The organism is Nocardia ignorata NBRC 108230, from assembly GCF_001612905.1.
GTDB lineage: Bacteria > Actinomycetota > Actinomycetes > Mycobacteriales > Mycobacteriaceae > Nocardia > Nocardia ignorata.
Map to the genome: position 1 here is coordinate 326574 of NZ_BDBI01000012.1, position 16223 is coordinate 342796.

General features: G+C 67.2%; 17 protein-coding genes and 1 pseudogene. 9 read left to right on the forward strand and 9 right to left on the reverse strand.

What is annotated here, in order from left to right; translation table 11 throughout:
* Window position 1: 1 nt before the first annotated feature.
* Window positions 2-592, reverse strand: a complete 591-nt coding sequence (locus NI2_RS12585) for a TetR/AcrR family transcriptional regulator (RefSeq protein WP_067489999.1) — start codon at window positions 590-592, stop codon at window positions 2-4.
* A 77-nt stretch (window positions 593-669) separates the two neighbouring features.
* Between NI2_RS12585 and NI2_RS33075 the strand changes: the two genes are divergently transcribed.
* Window positions 670-906, forward strand: coding sequence for a DUF1272 domain-containing protein (locus NI2_RS33075; RefSeq protein ID WP_084476378.1), 237 nt, complete (start codon window positions 670-672; stop codon window positions 904-906).
* Window positions 903-1712 carry an alpha/beta hydrolase family protein gene (locus NI2_RS12590; protein WP_067490002.1) on the forward strand — a complete coding sequence of 270 codons (810 nt, stop codon included), beginning with the start codon at window positions 903-905 and terminating at the stop codon, window positions 1710-1712. The genes NI2_RS33075 and NI2_RS12590 overlap by 4 nt, the downstream gene beginning before the upstream one ends.
* A gap of 394 nt (window positions 1713-2106) precedes the next feature.
* Here the strand turns inward: NI2_RS12590 and NI2_RS12595 are convergent, their stop codons facing one another.
* Together NI2_RS12595 and NI2_RS12600 are read right to left on the reverse strand one after the other, a co-directional pair.
* Window positions 2107-3885, reverse strand: coding sequence for an AMP-dependent synthetase/ligase (locus NI2_RS12595; protein ID WP_067490005.1), 1779 nt, complete (start codon window positions 3883-3885; stop codon window positions 2107-2109).
* Window positions 3885-5198 (reverse strand): YhgE/Pip domain-containing protein, encoded by a 1314-nt coding sequence (locus NI2_RS12600; protein ID WP_243749999.1) that lies wholly within the window; start codon window positions 5196-5198, stop codon window positions 3885-3887. The genes NI2_RS12595 and NI2_RS12600 overlap by 1 nt, the downstream gene beginning before the upstream one ends.
* Window positions 5199-5277: 79 nt before the next feature.
* On the opposite strand from NI2_RS12600, the gene NI2_RS12605 reads away from it, so the two are divergent.
* Both NI2_RS12605 and NI2_RS12610 read left to right on the forward strand, forming a co-directional pair.
* A complete protein-coding gene (locus NI2_RS12605; RefSeq protein WP_067490008.1) occupies window positions 5278-5892 on the forward strand; it encodes a TetR/AcrR family transcriptional regulator in 615 nt (204 codons plus the stop codon).
* An 81-nt stretch (window positions 5893-5973) separates the two neighbouring features.
* Window positions 5974-6354, forward strand: coding sequence for a DUF4234 domain-containing protein (locus tag NI2_RS12610; RefSeq protein ID WP_067490011.1), 381 nt, complete (start codon window positions 5974-5976; stop codon window positions 6352-6354).
* A 52-nt stretch (window positions 6355-6406) separates the two neighbouring features.
* On the opposite strand, the gene NI2_RS12615 is transcribed toward NI2_RS12610, so the two are convergent.
* From NI2_RS12615 to NI2_RS12630, 4 genes are read right to left on the reverse strand one after another with little or no spacing between them, the layout of a single operon-like run.
* The gene (locus tag NI2_RS12615; protein WP_067490014.1) at window positions 6407-8776 is read right to left on the reverse strand and encodes an ATP-binding cassette domain-containing protein; all 2370 of its coding nucleotides are present in this window, start codon (window positions 8774-8776) and stop codon (window positions 6407-6409) included.
* A gap of 49 nt (window positions 8777-8825) precedes the next feature.
* Window positions 8826-9236, reverse strand: a complete 411-nt coding sequence (locus NI2_RS12620) for a VOC family protein (RefSeq protein WP_067490017.1) — start codon at window positions 9234-9236, stop codon at window positions 8826-8828.
* A 10-nt stretch (window positions 9237-9246) separates the two neighbouring features.
* Window positions 9247-9681 (reverse strand): helix-turn-helix transcriptional regulator, encoded by a 435-nt coding sequence (locus NI2_RS12625; protein ID WP_067490020.1) that lies wholly within the window; start codon window positions 9679-9681, stop codon window positions 9247-9249.
* 37 nt (window positions 9682-9718) lie between these two features.
* Window positions 9719-10513, reverse strand: coding sequence for an N-acetylmuramoyl-L-alanine amidase-like domain-containing protein (locus tag NI2_RS12630; RefSeq protein WP_067490023.1), 795 nt, complete (start codon window positions 10511-10513; stop codon window positions 9719-9721).
* Between the two features lie 201 nt (window positions 10514-10714).
* Between NI2_RS12630 and NI2_RS12635 the strand changes: the two genes are divergently transcribed.
* The gene (locus NI2_RS12635; protein ID WP_067490026.1) at window positions 10715-11773 is read left to right on the forward strand and encodes a glucose 1-dehydrogenase; all 1059 of its coding nucleotides are present in this window, start codon (window positions 10715-10717) and stop codon (window positions 11771-11773) included.
* On the opposite strand, the gene NI2_RS12640 is transcribed toward NI2_RS12635, so the two are convergent.
* Window positions 11770-12477: a DsbA family oxidoreductase gene (locus NI2_RS12640; RefSeq protein ID WP_067490388.1), complete on the reverse strand. Its 708-nt coding sequence runs from the start codon at window positions 12475-12477 to the stop codon at window positions 11770-11772. The two genes, NI2_RS12635 and NI2_RS12640, sit on opposite strands and share 4 nt — an antisense overlap.
* A gap of 128 nt (window positions 12478-12605) precedes the next feature.
* Here NI2_RS12640 and NI2_RS35120 point away from each other — a divergent pair.
* From NI2_RS35120 to NI2_RS12650, 4 genes and pseudogenes are all read left to right on the forward strand, one after another.
* Window positions 12606-12857 (forward strand): annotated as a pseudogene (locus NI2_RS35120) (hypothetical protein); the annotation flags it as partial.
* A 38-nt stretch (window positions 12858-12895) separates the two neighbouring features.
* The gene (locus NI2_RS35125) at window positions 12896-13360 is read left to right on the forward strand and encodes a histidine phosphatase family protein (RefSeq protein ID WP_208115374.1); all 465 of its coding nucleotides are present in this window, start codon (window positions 12896-12898) and stop codon (window positions 13358-13360) included.
* A gap of 243 nt (window positions 13361-13603) precedes the next feature.
* Window positions 13604-13729 (forward strand): hypothetical protein, encoded by a 126-nt coding sequence (locus tag NI2_RS35130; RefSeq protein WP_255284015.1) that lies wholly within the window; start codon window positions 13604-13606, stop codon window positions 13727-13729.
* 21 nt (window positions 13730-13750) lie between these two features.
* The gene (locus tag NI2_RS12650) at window positions 13751-15601 is read left to right on the forward strand and encodes a Na+/H+ antiporter (RefSeq protein WP_067490029.1); all 1851 of its coding nucleotides are present in this window, start codon (window positions 13751-13753) and stop codon (window positions 15599-15601) included.
* Here the strand turns inward: NI2_RS12650 and NI2_RS12655 are convergent.
* A complete protein-coding gene (locus NI2_RS12655; RefSeq protein ID WP_067490032.1) occupies window positions 15598-16143 on the reverse strand; it encodes a TetR/AcrR family transcriptional regulator in 546 nt (181 codons plus the stop codon). The genes NI2_RS12650 and NI2_RS12655 overlap by 4 nt on opposite strands.
* Between the last annotated feature and the right edge of the window lie 80 nt (window positions 16144-16223).

Consider the following 16223-nt stretch of genomic DNA (forward strand, 5'->3'; position numbering starts at 1 on the left):
GTCATCGCGTGAACAGGCCGTCGAGCACCGCGTCCAACTCGGTGTGCGCCGCAGCCATCGCCTTTTCGCGCGAGCGTGACGCGGCGACGAACATCGCGAGCTCGTTGAGTCCACCCAGCAGCAGATGTGCGAGTACTTTCGGGTTGTGCCGGGGGAGTAGTTCGCCCTGTTCGTGTGCCGCGACGAGCAGATTCTTGACCAGACCCAGGGAGCGTCCGCCGTCGATTTCGCGCCAGCGCGCCCACCCGAGGGCGGCGGGCGCTTCCACGAAAAGGATCTGCCGGACGGTCTCGTCGGCCAGCTGATCGACGAAAGCGTGGCTGACCGCACGAACCCGTTCGACCGGCGAACCTGTCACCGCATGCGCCGACAGCGTGTCGACCACGCCGTGATCGACCGCCGCGAAGCATGCCTCCATCAACCCGACCATGCTGCCGAAGTGGTGATACAGCGCTCCCCGCGTGACACCGGCGGCCGCACACACCTGCGCGGTCGTCACCTCGGCGAAGCCGTGCTCGGCGAACAGCGCGGTACCGACCGCGACCAACGTCGCCTGAGTCCGTGCCGCACCTGCCTGGCGAACCGTTGCCATCTTGCCTTCTCTCATCCAATGACATACACATTGTATGTGACATACAGTTTGTATGTGAAACCGAGGGAGTGGCAGTGATGCTGAAGATGAAGTCCACCTGCGAGACCTGTTCGGCGCCGTTACGCGACGACGCCGAAGCGTTCATCTGCAGTTATGAATGCACGTACTGTCCGACCTGCGCGGCAGACCACGGAGTGTGCCCGAACTGCGCGGGGGAGCTGGTTCGGCGGCCACGGCGCACCACCGGAGCCGCCGAGATCGCACGCCGAGCACCGGCCCGGCTGCGCCGCAAGATCTGGGGGACCGGGCGATGAGTGCGACCGCACTGCCCAGTGGGGCTGTCGCGCATTGGTTTCCGGGCAAGCCAGGCGCATCCACGCTGGTCGTCCTGCCCGCCCTCGGCGTGACCGCGCGCCACTACCAGCGGTTCGCGGAAACGGCCCAAGCGCAGGGACTTCATGTGCTGACACTCGACTACCGGGGGCAAGGCGACAGCGCCCTGGTCATTTCGCGAGGAACGCAGTTCGGCTGTGCCGATCTGGTCACAGGCGACCTGACGGAGGCCATCGCATGGGCACGCGCGCAGGAGGCCGGCCCGCTGCTCGTGGTCGGCCACAGTCTCGGCGGACAACTGGCCGCAGCGCTCGAGTCGATGTCGCCGGGGGAGTTCGACGGGCTCGTGCTCGTTGCCGCCGGCACACCGCATTGGCGGGCGTTCACCGGGCGTGGTCGCCTCGTGCCTCTGATCCTGCCTACCGTCTTCGCCGCAATGGCGCGCGCGCGAGGCGTCTTCGACGGCCGCAGGTTCGGCTTCGGCCTGCAGTCGGCACGTCTCATAGGGGACTGGGCGCGCATGGCCCGGACGGGATCTTGGTCCACGACACCGGCGGTGCTTCCGAGTCGGCCCTTTCCGATCCTTGCTGTCTCGTTCGGCAGTGATCAGCTGGCACCGGCATCTGCAGTGGACGCATTGGTGCGGTTGTTCCCAGGTGCCACGACAACGCGTACCCACTTCGGTGAACCGGCAGGGCACGTCGAGTGGATGAAGCGGCCCGAGGTCGTCGTCGATGCGTTGGATCAGTGGGTAGTGCAGATCTTCGCCCCGGACAATCGGGGATAAGCACAGCCCCAGCGCGAAGTGCCTTTACTTGACATAATGTGCATTATCGGCGTTTTAACCGGGCCGGTCGGCAGGGGTTTCGAGAACATTTGTGGCAGCGTATGCAACTTGGCAACGCGTGCCCATGACCCCACTCGGCGGCCAACCCGCTCCGTCCGGAACAGCGTGTCGTCACAAACTCGTCCGTACAGACGGATTGCTCGCGCCGAGCCGTTTCGGCCGATTTCGAGCTTCCGGCCATTCATGACGATTCAGGATGAATGCCGCCGCCCAGGGCTTGATCTGCGGGTAAGCGCGAAGAAGGCCGACCGGCGGTTGTTCGGCGCACTCCCCCTCCACTTCCCCAACCCCCCTGTTTCGTCACTGTGACGAAACAGGGGGGTTGGGGACGGACTCAGCTGTACAGCGCTTCTACTTCGGACGCGTACTTCTTCATGACCTCGGCTCGGCGGAGGGACATTTTCGGGGTCAGTTCGCCGGTGGCTTCGGTCCAGTCGCTGGGCAGGACCCGGACCTTCTTGATGCCCTCGGCCTTGGAGACCAACTTGTTCGTGTCGGCGACAGCTTGGTCGATGTCCGCGCGCAGGGTGGGATTGTCGACGAGGTCTTCGACAGGGGTATCGGCAGCGATGTTGTTGCGTTGTTTCCAGGCCGGAAGGGCTTCGGGGTCCAGAGTGACGAGGGCGCCGACGAAGGGCCGGCCGTCGCCGACAACCATCGCCTGACCAACCACGGGATGGGCACGCAGGGCGTCTTCCATGAGGCCGGGTGAGACGTTCTTTCCACCCGCGGTGACCAGGATTTCCTTCTTGCGGCCGGTGATCGTGAGGTAGCCGTCTGCATCGATGGCGCCCAGGTCGCCCGTACGGAACCAGCCGTCGACGAAGGCGTCCGCGGTGGCGGCGGGGTTGCCCCAGTACTCGCCGAAGACCACGGGTCCGCGCAACAGCAGTTCGCCGTCGTCGGCGATCTTGATGCCATGGCCCTCGATGGGCCTGCCGACGGTGCCGACGCGGATGTTGCGCGGGGTGTTCACGGTGACGGCAGCCGTGGTCTCGGTGAGCCCGTAGCCTTCGTACACCGGAATGCCCGCACCACGGAAGAAATGCCCGAGCCGTGCGCCGAGTGGGCCGCCGCCGGAGACCGCCGCACCACATCGGCCACCGAGCGCGCGACGCAACTGCGCGTACACGAGCTTGTCGAACAGAGCGTGCTCGAGCTTGCGCAGCAGGCCCGGCCCACCGGTGTCGAGTGTCTCGCTCCACACGATGGCGGTTTCGGTGGCCCGGTCGAAGATGCGGCCTTTGCCGTCGGCGTGTGCCTTCTGTTTCGCGGCGTTGAACACCTTCTCGAACACGCGCGGCACGGCGAGGATGAAATCTGGCCGGAACTCGGCGAATTGGTCGACGAGGGTCGCCCAATCGGAGCTGAAGGAAACGATCACCTTCGCGTCGAGCGCGGCGAGTGTGACCGCCCGGGCGAACACGTGCGCCAACGGCAGGAACATCAGGGTGCTGTTGCCCTCGGTGACGAACTCCCCCAGCGCGAGCCGGTCGGATTTGGATTCGGCGTAGAGGTTGGCGTGGGTGAGTAGCACGCCCTTGGGGCGGCCGGTGGTGCCGGAGGTGTAGATCAGGGTCGCGGGCGAGTCCGCGCCGACACCGGCACGCCGGGTGTGGACGGCCTGGTCGTCGAGGTGGGCGCCGCGGGCGGTGAGTTCGGCGACGACGCCCTTGTCGATCTGCAGGATCTCACGCAGGTCGGGCAGTGCGTCGGCGGCGATCTCCTCGATGACGCGGCGGTGCTTGTCGCTGTCGACGATCAGCAGCCCGGTGCCGGAGTCCTGCAGGATCCATTTGGCCTGTTCGGCGGCGGAGCTGTCGTAGATCGCTACCGTGCAGGCGCCGACCGCCCAGATGGCGTGGTCGAGCACCACCCATTCGTAGCGGGTCGGTGCCATGATGGCGACCCGGTCACCGGGTTCGATACCGGTGGCGATGAGGCCTTTCGCCACGGCGGTCACCGTTTTCGCGAATTGGGCGGCCGTGATGTCGGCGCCCGCGACACTGAACAGCACCGTGTCGGGCGATTCTTCGCCGTATCGGAACACGCTGTCGGAGTTGTTGGCGTTGTCCGGAATCACGTACGACACCGGGGTTTCGAACTCTCGCATCAGTGCCCTTCCACGGTTGCCGGTTCCTGGCGGTGATCGAGGCCGAGGCGGTGCAGGCCACGCAGATCATAGGCGTGGGTGGCCGCGAAACCGAGGACCAACCCGATGGCCAGGCCGGCGATGGTCATCCAGAGGCCGCGGCTCAGGCCTGCCTCGAGGCTTCCGTCGAAGAACATGATGGCGCGCACGGCGAGGTAGATCTGGTGCATCGGTTCGAACGAGGCCATGTCGGCGATCCAGCGCGGTGTCGCTTCGAGCGGGATGGTGCCCGAGGACGACGGGATTCCGAGGACGACGAAGACGATGAGGTTGATCATCAGGCCCGCGGTGCCGAAGGCGGCCATCACCGACAGGCCGGTGACCGCGATGGCGATGATGGCAAGGGTGCCGTAGAGGAACAGCATGAGCGGGCGTTCGATGCTCATGTCGAGCAGGGCGCCGACGGCGAGGAACGCGGCGGAGGCGAGTGGCGCACTGATGACGGCGATGGCCCATTTGATGAGCAGGGTGCGCCAGCGGCTGATGCGGGCGGGGGTGGTCGGCTTGTGCCACGGCCCGTATTCGGCGGGGACGAATCCGAGGGACCCGTCGACGAGGGAGTTGATCATCATGGCGCCGCTGAAGCCGACGATCAGCAGGACCAGGGTGTAGAAGAAGGCGGCGAGGCCTTGGCCGGTGCCTTCGGGCAGTGGGTGGTAGGCGCTGACGACGACGTCGATGGGCTTGGCGAGTTGCAGCTGGGCGGCGCCGCTGAGCGGGGTGTTGCCGATCGCGGCGCGGACCTGGTCGGCGAGCTGGGTGCCGACGGTGGTGTTGACCTCGGTCATCGCCTTATCGGCGATGGTCTGCATGATCTGGGCGGCGAGGGTGCCCGCGCGGGGGTTGGTGAGTACGGAGATCATCGGCTGTTCGACGTCGCCGGTGACTACGGAGGCGGCACCGAGGATGGCGACGCGTTTGGTGAAGTCGCCGGGAATGATGATGGCGCCGTACACCTCACCGTTGCGCAGTTGCCGGTGCGCCTCGTTGATGCCGACGGCGCGCAGGTCGATCTTCTCGGCCGGGACCTGCTCCCCCAGCGCGGTGGAGATCTGCGCGCCGAGGTTGGTGGGTTTGCCCGCGAGGGTGTCGCCGACGTCCTGGTTGACCAGGGCGATCGGGAAGTCGTGCAGGTGTTTCTCGGGGTCGGCGGTGTAGCCGAGGTACATGGTTCCCAGGAGCGCGGCCAGCACGGTGACCAGCGTGATCGGCGCTAACCAGTCACGGATCGGCATGCTGCGCGGTCGGCGCGTCGGCGCGGTGTTGTCAGTCATGGCATGCGCAAATGTAGTCACCGACTACAAAGTAGTCAATGCAAACATTCGGCGGTGTGTCGGATATCCTGCTAGCACCATGTCCCTGCATTCGCGCTATCACCACGGCGATCTCCGCGCCGCACTGCTGCAGCACGCCGAGGCGGCGCTGCGTACGGTCGGTGCCGACGGGCTGTCGTTGCGTCAGCTCGCCCGCGACACCGGCGTCAGCCACGCGGCGCCGAGCAGGCATTTCCGTGACAAGCAGGCTTTGCTCGACGCACTGGCCGTCACCGGCCTGCGACGACTCGGCGCCTGTTTCGAAGAGGCCGCGACCGACGGCCCGATCACGACGCGTCTGCGGACCCTGGCCCATACCTACCTGCGGTTCGCCGTCGACAACCCGGAGCTGTTGCCGCTGATGTTCGCCCGCAGGCACAGCTCCACCGAGACGGAGATCCACGACGCCGCCGAGCGGGCCTTCGCCGTACCCATCGCGCTGATCGCCGAGGGGCAGGCCGCGGGCGAGATCATCCCCGGCGACCCGAAACGCATCGGGGTCACCGCCCTCGCGGCGCTACAGGGACTGGCGACGTTCATCGGTTCGGGCTACACCGCCGACTACGACGCCGAACTACTCCTCGACGACCTGGTCGACCACCTGACCCTCGGTCTACTCCCCCGCCGGTCTTCCTCCGGTGGCGCGAGTAGGTGATGTGCAGTACGTTGCGAGGTTGCGGTGGCGCCGAAAGCCCTGCTGTGACATTCCATTCGCATTCAGATAGGTGTCACCCACATGACTACAGCCCTCGCCCCATCACCGGTGCAGCGACGCAATCCGGTATTGGTGTGGCTGGTCTTCCCGATCATCACGTTCGGGATCTACTTCTTCGTCTGGTACTACAAGATCCACAAGGAGATGGCCGAGCAGCGGCGCGACCCCGAGGCACCCGTCACGGGCCCGCTGCTGGTGATGCTGTTTCTGTCGTGGACCGGGATCGGTTTCATCGTCAGCTACTGGCGGACCGGTAATCGGATCAGGGCCACTCAGGAGAGCGCCGGGCTGGAGCCGTCGTGCAGCCCGGCGATCGGATTCCTGCTCAATCTTGTTCTCGGGCTGGGGATTCTGTACTACCAGCTCGAACTGAACAAGGTCGCCGCGCCTGAACGCGACTAGGCAGACCCTGAAGGCCCTCCCCCATGACGAAGCCAAAAGGGGAGGGCCTTTTTCATGCTCCGACGTATTCGGCGAGGTGCTCACCGGTGAGAGTGGAACGGGCGGCGACGAGATCGGCCGGCGTTCCCTCGAAGACGATCTGGCCGCCGTCGTGACCCGCACCGGGGCCGAGGTCGATGATCCAGTCCGCATGGGCCATCACAGCCTGGTGGTGTTCGACGACGATGACAGACTTGCCGGACTCGACGAGACGATCCAGCAGCCCGAGCAGCTGTTCGACGTCGGCCAGGTGCAGACCGGTCGTCGGTTCGTCGAGGATGTAGACCCCGCCCTTGTCGGACATGTGGGTGGCCAGCTTGAGGCGCTGGCGTTCACCGCCGGACAGGGTGGTCAGCGGCTGACCGATGGTGAGGTAGCCGAGGCCGACCTCGGTGAGGTGGGTGAGGATCTTGTGCGCGGCCGGGGTGCGTGCCTCCCCTTCGCCGAAGAACTCGCGTGCCTCGTCTACGGGCATCGACAGCACGTCGCTGATGTTCTTGCCCGCGAAGGTGTATTCGAGGACTTCGGCCATGAACCGCTTGCCCTCGCATACCTCGCAGACCGTCGACACGCCCGCCATCATGGCCAGGTCGGTGTAGACGACGCCCGCGCCGTTGCAGTTCGGGCACGCCCCTTCGGAATTGGCGCTGAACAGGGCGGGTTTGGCGCCGGTTGCCTTGGCGAAGGCCTTGCGGATGTGGTCGAGCAGGCCGGTGTAGGTGGCGGGATTGCTGCGGCGCGAACCCTTGATGGGGGCCTGGTCGATGGAGATGACACCTTCGTCGACCGGGATGGAGCTGTGCACGAGCGAGCTCTTGCCCGACCCGGCGACACCGGTGACGGCGACGAGCACACCGAGCGGGATGTCGACGTCGACCTTGCGCAGGTTGTTGGCGGTGGCCCCACGGATCTGCAAGGCGCCGTTCGGCTTTCGCACCGTGTCCTTGACCTTGGCGCGGTCGTCGAAGTGGCGGCCGGTGACGGTGTCGCTGGTGCGCAACCCGTCGACGGTGCCTTCGAAGCAGATCGTTCCGCCCTTGGAGCCCGCGGCGGGACCGAGGTCGACGATGTGGTCGGCGATGACGATGGTTTCGGGCTTGTGTTCGACGACGAGCACCGTGTTGCCCTTGTCGCGCAACCGAAGCAGCAGGTCGTTCATGCGCTGGATGTCGTGCGGGTGCAGGCCTGCGGTCGGTTCGTCGAAGACGTAGGTGACGTCGGTGAGCGAGGACCCGAGGTGGCGGATCATCTTGACGCGCTGCGCCTCACCACCGGACAGGGTGCCCGACGGGCGCGACAGCGACAGGTAGCCGAGGCCGATCTCGACGAACGAGTCGAGGGTGCCGCGCAGTGATTCCAGCAGCGGCGCCACGGACGGGTCGTCGATGGTCTTGACCCATTCGGCGAGGTCGGTGATCTGCATGGCGCAGGCGTCGGCGATGCTCTTGCCCTTGATCTTCGACGAGCGGGCCTCGGCCGAGAGGCGGGTGCCGTCACAGTCGGGACAGGTGCCGAAGGTGACGGCGCGCTCGACGAACGCGCGGACGTGCGGCTGCAGCGATTCGACGTCCTTGGACAGCATCGACTTGCGGATCTTGGGGATCAGGCCCTCGTAGGTGAGGTTGATGCCGTCGACCTTGATCTTGGTCGGTTCCTTGTACAGCAGGTCGGCGAGCTGCTTCTTGGTGTACTTCTTGATCGGCTTGGCGGGGTCGAAGAAGCCGCTGCCCTTGTAGATGCGGCCCATCCAGCCGTCCATGCTGTAGCCGGGGATGGTGAACGGGCCTTCGTCGAGGGATTTGTTCTCGTCGTAGAGCTGGGTGAGATCGATGTCGTTGACCTTGCCCTTGCCCTCGCAGGTGGGGCACATGCCGCCGGTGATGTTGAAGCTGCGGCGCTCCTTGACGGTGACCCCGTTCTTCTCCACCGCGACGGCGCCGGAACCGCTGATCGAGGCCACGTTGAACGAGAACGCCTGCGAGGAACCGATGTGCGGGTCGCCGAGGCGGCTGAACAGGATGCGCAGCATGGCGTTGGCGTCGGTGACGGTGCCGACCGTGGAGCGCGGGTCGGCGCCCAGACGCGACTGGTCGACGAGGATGGCGGTGGTGAGTCCGTCGAGGACGTCGACGTCGGGGCGGGCCTGGGTGGGCATGAAGCCCTGGACGAACGCGCTGTAGGTCTCGTTGATGAGACGCTGGGATTCGGCGGCGATGGTGCCGAAGACCAAAGAGCTCTTGCCGGAGCCGGAGACGCCGGTGAACACGGTCAGTCGGCGCTTGGGGATTTCGACGCTGACATCGCGCAGGTTGTTCACCCGGGCACCGGTGACCCGGATCAGGTCGTGGCTGTCGGCCGGCGCAGGCGCTGCGGTCTTGCTCATGGGTCTCCTCGGTCGTTCGGCGTCCACCGAATCTAGCGGTCGGGTCCGACTATTTCGTCTGCTGGATGCGAATCATGTTGCCCGCCGGGTCACGGAAGGCGCAGTCACGGATGCCGTAGGGCTGGTCGGTGGGTTCCTGCACCACTTCCACGTCTCCTGCCTGCAGTTTCTCGAACAGGCCGTCGAGGTCGTCGGTGGCCAGATTGATGCCGGCATAGGTGCCCTTGGCCATCATCTCGGTGATGACGCGCTTCTCCTCGTCGGTGATGCCGGGGTCGGCGGCCGGCGGGTGCAGCACGATCGAGGTGTCGGGCTGGCCCTTCGGTCCGACGGTGATCCAGCGCATGCCGTTGTAGCCGACGTCGTTGCGGACCTCGAAGCCGAGGGCGTCGCGGTAGAAGGCCAGCGCGGCGTCGGGGTCGTCCTGGGGCAGGTAGCTCTGGTGAATGGTGATGTTCATGGGATCGACGCTAACGGTCGCCGGAACCGGTTGCTTCTCGATTCCTGATCGGTCTGGTCACCGCCTTGGCCACGCACGACGGGATGCCCTCGGTCGGTGCGTACTGCTGGCGGTACACGCTCGGTGGGACGCCGACGAGTTCGGTGAATCGCGTGCTGAAGGTGCCGAGGGAGGAGGAGCCGACGGCGAAGCACACCTCGGTGACACTCATCTGGCCCAGTCTCAGCAACGCCATGGCCCGTTCGATGCGCCGGGTCATCAGGTACGAGTAGGGCGATTCGCCGTAGGCGAGGCGGAATTGGCGGCTCAGGTGCCCGGCGGACATGTGCACGCCCCGGGCCAGTGCTTCCACGTCGAGGGGTTGGGCGTATTCGCGGTCGATGCGGTCGCGCACCCGGCGCAGCCGGGCGAGGTCGCTCAGTTGCTGGGGGCGTGGACCGGTCATGGAAACGATCGTCGCACGTGCGGGCTGGTCAAGGTGGCTAGCGGGGGCGCAGGACCAGGATTCCGGGAACGGTGCGCACGTACTCGAGCAGCGGGGTGTCGACGACCTGGTTGTGCTCGGCCAGCGAGGAGGCGTTGCGGAACACCGGGCCGTCGGTGGTGTGGACGAGGATGCCGACATGGGTGACGTCCAGGCCTTCGGTCGGGGTGTAGGCGCCGATGAAGTCACCGGTGCGCAGTCCGGCGACCACTCCCCCGTCGACTGCGCCGGACGGGATGTGGGTGACGGCCCGGTCGACGACGGGGATGCCGGGCAGGAAGGTGGTGCCGTCGGCTTTGGCGTTCAGGTGTTTGGCGGTGGTGACCGCGGCCGGGCTCAGGTCGGCGGTGATGTCGGTGGCCGAGATCCGTGGTGTGCTCGCCCAGTCGGTGAAGAAGTGTTTGCGCTGGGTGAATTCGACCCGGCTGTCGACGTAGCGAGCGGCGATCAGGTTGTCGAAGAACTGCCCGGGGGTGCTCGAGCGTGATGCGGCGTCGACGTAGTCGAGGAAGGTGAAGCAGTCGACGCGGCGCAGGTCGACGACGAGTTGCTCGGGTGTGTTCGCGGACCCGATCAGCATGTTCGCCCCGTAGGGGGTGCCGAGCAGGCGCGCGGAGATCCGTTCGATCTGCACGGCTCGGTCGGTGGTGCCCGCGCGGGTGCGAGCGTCGAGCAGTTCGTCGACCTTGCGGGCGGTGGCGTCGTCGAGCACGACCCCCGGTGTGGCCTGGGCCGGTGGGGCGAGGCAGACGAGCGCGACGAGCAGGCACAGAACCTGGACAATGGTGCGCAAGACGCCTCCGGTGGGGCATGGTCGGTCGAGGTGAGCGGTTCCACGGTAGCCGACAGGGGCGGCGACCTGGATTGCAAACAATTCGCGACCTGAACAGTTCTTCGCCTCGGCTCCCGTGTCCCGTACCGTTGTCCCAGGTAGTGCGTGTTTCACCAGGTTCGCGAATGGATAGCCAGGGCAGTTCGTCGGAAGGGAAACGACATGCGCGCTTTGACCGTAGTGCCGAACCAGCCCGGATCGTTGCGGATAGACGATGTCCCGGATCCGGTTCCCGGCCCCAACGAGCTTGTCGTGGACGGGATTTCGCTCGGCATCTGCGGCACCGACCGCGAGATCGCCTCGGGCATCTACGGGTGGGCACCGCCGGGACGTGAACGCCTCGTCCTCGGGCACGAATCGTTGGGGCGGGTGCGCACAGCGCCCGACGGCAGCGGTTTCGCCCCCGGTGACCTCGTCGTCGGGATCGTGCGCAGGCCCGATCCGGTGCCGTGCGGTGCGTGTGCGCACGGTGAGTTCGACATGTGCCGCAACGGTGAGTACGTCGAGCGCGGGATCAAGCAGATCGACGGGTACGGGTCGACGTCGTGGGTGGTGGACGCCGACTACACGGTGAAGCTGGACCCCGCGCTCACCGAGGTGGGTGTGCTGATGGAACCGACGACGGTGCTGGCCAAGGCGTGGGACCAGATCGAGAAGATCAACACCAGGGCCTGGTTCGAACCGAAGTCGGTGCTGGTCACCGGTGCGGGGCCGATCGGTCTGCTCGCCGCGATGCTCGGTGTGCAGCGCGGCCTGGACGTGCATGTGCTCGACCGCTCCACCGCGGGCCCCAAACCGAAGTTGGTCGAAGACCTCGGCGCCACGTTCCACACCGGTTCGGCGCTCGATGTCGGTGAGAAGATCGACGCCGACATCGTGATCGAGGCGACGGCGGCCACCGCGATCGCCCAGCAGTTGCTCCAGCTGAACAATCCGGGCGTGATCATCTGTTTGACCGGTGTCTCCTCCCCCGGCAAGGACACCGAGGTCGACGTCGGCGCGGTCAACCGCAATATGGTGCTCGACAACGCGGTGGTGTTCGGGTCGGTCAACGCCAACCGTCACCACTACGAGCTGGCCGCCCAGGCCCTGGCCAAGGCCGACCCGGCGTGGCTGGGCCGGTTGATCACCCGGCGGTTGCCGTTGGAGCGGGCCCTCGAGGCATTCGATCCAGGCGATCATTCCGACATCAAGGTCGTCATCGACCTCGGCGCGAGTTAGACCGCGCAGCCGTCCGGCCCGCAGGACTCGCCCTCGGCAACGGTGACCAGCGGTGCCGGGCGGTCGTTGTAGGCGGTGGTGAGTGCCTGAGTGAACACCTCGGTGGGCTGGGCGCCCGACACGGCGTACTTGTTGTCGAACACGAAGAACGGAACGCCGGTGACGCCGAGCTGGGCGGCGGTGCGTTCGTCCTGGCGGACGGCGTCGGCGTAGGCGGTGGGGTCGGCCAGGACGGCACGAACCTCGGTTTCGTCGAGGCCGGCGCGCACGGCGAGGTCGACGAGGCGTTCGGTGTCGGCGAAGACCGGCTCGGTTTCGGCGAAGTTGCCCGCGTACAGGGCGTCGAGCAGTGCCTCCTGACGGCCCTGTTCGAGGGCGAAGTGTAGGAGCCGGTGCATGTCGAAGCTGCTGCCGTAGTCGCGGCCGCTGCTCTGGTAGGGCAGGCCGAGCTCGGCGGCCTGCGCGGCGAGGGCGCGTTCGTTGGCGGCGGCCTGGTCGACGGTGATGCCGTATTTGGCGGCGATGCGTGGGATCACCGGGCCGCTCTCGTCGGCGGGCAGGGTGGGGTCGAGTTCGAAGGAACGGTGCACGACTTCGACGTCGTCCCGGTGTTCGAAGCTGTGCAGGGCCTGCTCGAAGCGGGCTTTGCCCAGGTAGCAGAACGGGCAGTTGATGTCGGTCCAGATCTCTACTCTTGTGGTCAAGCGGGCCTCCTGCGCCACATCGTGGATGGGTGCGCCGGCCCGGCGGAAGATTCTGGACAGGCGTACAAGTTCGTTCGGTGCAACGCGAGCGACACTGCCGCTATTCCGGCGGAACGGGGAGGAACATGATGGCGGTCGAGCGCGGCGACAGGGGGTGGGTGCAGGTGCCCGACGGTCTGCCACGGCCACGGGCACTCGGCGGACTGTGGGCCATCCGCCATGCCCAGAGCGAAGCCAATGTCTGGTACGCCGATCCCGCTACGCAGACCCGGCCGATGCGCGGCACCGACGCCGGGATGGACCTCACCGAATACGGCCGCACCCAGTGTCAGCGGTTGGGTGGGTGGCTGGCCGGGTTGTCGAGCTCGCAGCGCCCCGGCCTCGTGGTGTGTTCCCCCTACCTGCGCACGCGGCTGACGTGGGCGTTGACGGCCGACGCGGCCGTGCGCGAACGCCGCTTCCCCCGATCCGCACCCTCGTCGACGAACGACTGCGCGACCGGGAGATGGGTGTGTTCGAACTGCACCCCTACCGGGCGATCCGGCGACGCGCCCCCGAGGAGGCGTCGCGCCGCGAGCAGATCGGCAACTGGGTGTACCGCCCACCCGGCGGCGAGTCGCTGGCCGACGTGGCGGTGCGGGTGCGCGGTTTCCTCGACGAACTCGACGCCGTCGCCGCCGGGGAACAGGTCCTGCTGGTCACCCACGACGCGGTGGTCGTGTCGTTGCGCTACATCCTCGACGGCCTCGGCGCGCCCGTCCCGGATTCGCTGGAACCGGTGCCCAACGCCTCGGTGTCGCAGTGGCGGCGCGAGGGCGACCGGTTGGCGTTGCGGGTGTGGGGTTCCGTCGACCACCTGACCGTGGGTGAGCGAGACGGCTGAGTCCATGCGTGTCGGCGTGGAAGGCGGTCACCCCACCCCCAGATTGGCGCTATGCCGAACCAGGACACCGGCCGCACCGGCATGCCCACCTCGATGCGGCCCTCGAGTTCCTGACCAGGCTGGGAACCGACGCGCTCGAGTGCGGTTACGCCACCGCCGCCGCCGAGGACATGGTGCGGGCGTGCGCTGCGGCGTGGGGCTTGTCGAGGCTGACGGTGACGGGGATGGGCCGGGTGCTATCAGGTGTCGGGGGTCGAGTATTTCGTGCAGGCGGGGGCGGTGTGTGTGGCGTTGGGGGTCGGGGCCAGTCTCGGGGTGTACCTGTGGTCGGTGGTGGCGCGGCGCGGTTGGGCGGGCACCGCGCGGTAGCGGGGGTGGAACAATGCCGGGGTGGATATCGCGATCGGTTTGGTGATGCTCATCGGGTCCGCGGCGGCTCTTGCCGCGACCGCGCGGCGTTTCGGGGTGTCCGAACCGCTCGTGCTGACGGTGGCGGGTGTGCTCGCCTCGTATGTCCCGATGGTTCCGCAGGTGCATCTGGAACCGGAAATGGTGCTGCTCGGCCTGTTGCCGCCGCTGCTGTACACGGCGGCACTGAAGACCTCGCTGGTCGATTTCCGGAGGAATCTGCGCACCATCGCGTCGCTGTCGGTGGGGTTGGTGTTGTTCTCCACGTTCGCTGTCGCGCTGGTGGTGTGGTGGTTGTTGCCGGTGCCGTTCGCGGCGGCGGTCGCGCTCGGTGCGGTCGTGGCTCCCCCGGATGCCGTGGCGGCCACCGCGATCGCGCGCCGTACCGGGATGCCACGCAGCATCGTGACGGTGCTCGAGGACGAGTCGCTGTTCAACGACGCGACGGCGCTGGTGTCGTTGCGTGGGGCGATCGCGGCGATGGCCGGCGCGGTGACGGTGTGGCAGATCGGTGGCGACTTCTTGCTCGCCTCGGTCGGTGGCGCGGTGATCGGTGCGCTGGTCGCCGCGGTGCTGGTGGTGTTGCGCAGGCGGATTCAGGACCCGGTGCTGGACACGACGGTGTCGCTGCTCGCCCCGTTCGTGGCCTACCTGCCCGCCGAGCACGTGCACGCCTCCGGGGTGATCGCGGTGGTGACGTGCGGGATGATCCTCGGCCACGGCGCGCACCGCTGGCAGGGCGCGGCCTCGCGGGTCGCCGAGACAACCAATTGGCGCACGGTGCAGTTCATTCTGGAGAGCGCGGTGTTCCTGGTCATCGGGTTGCAGGTGCGCTGGATCGTGGAGGGCGCCTGGCATTCCGGTCTCGACCACACCACGTTGGTGATCGCGGCGGTGGCGGTGCCGGCGGCGGTGATGCTGGCGCGTCCGGTGTGGGTGTTCACCCCGGTGCTGGTCGCCCGGCTGTTCGGGCGCGAAACCGAACCGTTGAGTCATGCGGCGGTGGTGTCGTGGGCGGGGATGCGCGGCGTGGTGACGTTGGCCGCGGTGCTGTTGCTGCCGGATTCGACGCCGCAACTGCCGGTGCTCGAATTGCTGGCGCTGGTGGTGGTCGGTGGCACGCTGCTGGTGCAGGGCACCTCGTTGCCGTGGCTGGTGCGGCTGCTGCGGTTGCGTGGGCCGAGCCGCGCCGAGGACGCGCTCACCAAAGCCGATCTGCTGCACCAGGCTTCGGTGGCCGGGCTCGCCGAGCTGGACCGCCGGATCGGCCCGCACACGCCGGAACCGGTGATCGAATCGCTGCGCCAACGCCTCACCTGGCGCAGCAATGCCGCGTGGGAGCGGCTCGGTCGTCCGGAGGCCGAATGGGTGACACCGACCGCGGAGTACCGGCGGCTACGGCTGGCGATGCTGGCCGCCGAACGCGACGCCGTGCTCGCCGTGCGTGACGTGGGTGCGGTGGATTACGAAGTGCTCCAGCATGTGCTGGCCCGCCTCGATCTCGAGGAGTCGATGATCGACCGCTTCGACGAGGACGACGACGACACCTCGACCGAACCCCTCGGCAACGCCACCGCCGGCTGCGCGCATCTGGAACAGGCACCCGACACCGCGCCCCCTGCGGGCGAACCGGTGTGCCGTGCGTGCCGGGACGCCGGGATGCGGTGGGTGCATCTGCGGATGTGCCTGGAGTGCGGGCACATCGGCTGCTGTGAGTCCTCGGTGGGCAACCACGCGACCGAACACTTCCGTGCCACCGCGCACCCGGTGATGCGCAGCGTCGAACCGGGCGAGCAGTGGCGCTGGTGCTATCTCGACGAACTGCTCGGTTAGCGGCGGTGCGAGTAGATCAGCCGCGCGTACTGGGACAGGAGGCGGTCGAGTTCGGTCGGTTCGCCGGTGGCGGCGAGCTGCTGGTAGCCGATGAGCATGGCCATGCCGACCTCGGTGACCACGGCCGCGGTGTCGTCGTCGCCGATGACGCTGTCGATCACCCGGTGCACGGTGCGCCTGCGTGATTCGTCGATCCGTTTCACGGTGACGTGAACGGATTCGTCGTTGGCCGCCCAGGCACGCAGGGCCGCTTCGGCACCGTGTTCGAGGCCGCCGGTGAGTTCGGACATGGCACGTACGTCGGCGTCGGGGTCGCCGTGGCCCACGTCGAGGGCGCGTAGCTCGACCATCTGCCGGTTCTCCCAGTGCTCGAGCAGGGCGTCGACGAAGCCCTGCCAGGAGCCGAAGTGGTGGTAGAACGAGCCGCTGGTGACCCCGAGACGACGGCAGAGTACGCCGATGTTGAGACCTTTGAAGCCGAACTCGGCGAGCACCGCCACAGCGGTGTCGAAGTACTGCTCCTTGGTAACCACTCGGGACATCGCGATGCCGTTCTGTTCGTGCGGGCAGGGCCGAAGAATGCGAACAGTACCCCATCGTATCGAGGGCCCAGAGCACCGTA